Annotated in this window: 3 protein-coding genes; all 3 read right to left on the reverse strand. The window is 48.4% G+C overall.

Annotation, left to right across the window (positions count from 1 at the left end; genetic code table 11):
• Positions 1-1,406 (reverse strand): IS66 family transposase (gene tnpC, locus ACFO0S_RS14775; protein WP_378142909.1); only part of this gene is annotated, 1,406 nt, incomplete at its 3' end.
• Positions 1,407-1,471: 65 nt separating this feature from the next.
• On the reverse strand, positions 1,472-1,825 hold the full coding sequence (gene tnpB, locus ACFO0S_RS14780) for an IS66 family insertion sequence element accessory protein TnpB (RefSeq protein ID WP_378142911.1): 354 nt from the start codon (positions 1,823-1,825) through the stop codon (positions 1,472-1,474).
• A complete protein-coding gene (locus tag ACFO0S_RS14785; RefSeq protein WP_378142913.1) occupies positions 1,815-2,006 on the reverse strand; it encodes a hypothetical protein in 192 nt (63 codons plus the stop codon). Before ACFO0S_RS14785 ends, tnpB begins: the two co-directional genes overlap by 11 nt.
• Positions 2,007-2,020 lie beyond the last annotated feature (14 nt).

Consider the following 2,020-nt stretch of genomic DNA (forward strand, 5'->3'; position numbering starts at 1 on the left):
GCGACGCTCAGACAGATCGCATTCGCCCGTGCTCCAGATTCACTGACGGAGAACAGCCAGTTCTTTCTACCGATCACCGTTGGGCGGATTGCGTTCTCTGCTGGATTGTTGTCGATTTCAATTCTTCCGTCATGTAAGAATGCCTTCAATGGAACCATTCGCTTGAGCGTGTAGTCCGCTGCTGTTGCTAATGCATTCTTCCCGAAGAAAGGAGATCCTTCGATCCAACTGAAGAACTCTTCGACGATCGGCTTCGAGAGCTTCTTTCTCTGCTTCCTACGTTTACCTGGAGAGAGGTCCTTAAACTGTCGTTCCAGATCATAGAGACGATTACAGTATGAGACGCCGACTCGACCGTGCTTGCTATCAGCTCTTAACCAATACCTACGTACGTGAGCCCAACAGTTCGCGAAGTCGATCCCCGGCAGAGAGTTGTAGGCTGAATATCCGTCACAGATCACCATCCCTTGAAATCCCTGAGTGAACTGCTCTAACACGTGTCGACTCCTGCTCAGCGCATTTTGGAAGAGCACGATGACCGGACCTTGTGCCGGCACTGTTCGAAATACCCAGTTATACGCGTTCGAACGTGCAGATTTTCCGTCCGATCGATTCAAGACCTGTGCGTAGGTCTCGTCGATATGGAGTATCGATTTCTCAAGCAGCTTGCTCTTCATCTTTTCATAGATCGGACTGAGCCATTCATCCGTTGAACGGATCACCCAATTCGATAGGTTCTTGTCATTGGTCATCAATCCTGCACGATCCCACTCCTTTACCTGACGGTAAAGGGGAAGATATTGGATGAACTTGTCGTAGATCAGTTTGGCCAGTACGGTAGGACCCGCGATACTTCTTGGGATCACCGCCGACGGTGCTTTTCCGCGCTTGATCTGTGAAGGTTTTTCTGTTGCTGCCTTGCACGCAGTACACTCGTAGGCGTGTTCAATATGTTGGACGCGGACCATCTTTGCAGGGATGAACTTCGCCTCTTCACGGGCGACCACTGAACCGATCTCATGGAGTTCGTGATGGCAGGAATCGCAATGAAGGTCTGTAGGATGGTGATGGATCTCTTCGATTTCGATGCCGTCTTTAAAGGAATCGTTCCGCTTCTTCTTTTTGACTTTCCGGACTACAGTGTATTGGATTGTTTCTGTGCTTTGTTCCTCTGTGTGCTCAGAATCGTTAAAAGATGGGTCGTCTTCAAACAATGAGCCCTGGCCCTCAGGGGCCTGATACTTTTCTTTCTCTGACTTTGGCGCATAGAGTGCCTTTGTCAGTTGACGAACCTGTTCGGAGAGATGTGCAACCTGTCTTACCAGTTCCTCGTTCCGATTGTTTGATTCGGATAGTTGGCGTTCTAGTAGGGCGATCAATCTCTCTAATGATTCCTCGTTGCGCATCTTCGTCACCTCGTCTTCCGTTCGATAGTTTCATTGTGATAAGTATATCATCTCGTACCGAATGATTAGAAGATGCCTTTTTTAGATTTTCCGATTGCCTTAGGTTGTGCAACTGATAGTCCCTCTAAAAGCCACCGCACCTCTTGTTGGCTGAGGCACCGGACTTCGGACTCATCTCGCGGCCACTGTAGTTTCCCATTGTCGAGACGTTTGTACAACAATGCAAAACCGTCACCATCAAACACGAGACATTTATAGCGGTCTTTCTTTCTTCCTGAGAATAGGAAGACCGATTCCCCGTAGGGGTCCATCTCGAACGAGTCCTGTATGAGGGTCGCTAGACCATCGATCCCTTTTCGCATATCGGTGTTTCCACAGATGATATAGACATTCTTTGCCATTGAAAAATCAATGATCATGTCTCGTCAGCTCTCTCAGCACCGTCTGGATGATGAACGGTTTCACATCAGGATAGAAGTTGACCTTCGTCTCGTTGATCTGGATCGTACATATCGGTTTGACCGGTGGTCTTTGGTTCCTCTTCGAATCTTCTTTTGTTTCCAGTTGGACCGGAACGATTGTTAGCGTGTCAGTTGGCAATTAAAATGCACCTC

This window comes from Chryseomicrobium palamuruense (assembly GCF_042649045.1).
GTDB classification, from domain to species: domain Bacteria; phylum Bacillota; class Bacilli; order Bacillales_A; family Planococcaceae; genus Chryseomicrobium; species Chryseomicrobium palamuruense.

Excerpts from the sequence above, each read along its gene's own strand:
- tnpB (WP_378142911.1), bottom strand. The coding sequence starts at position 1,825 with ATGATCATTGATTTTTCAATGGCAAAGAATGTCTATATCATCTGTGGA.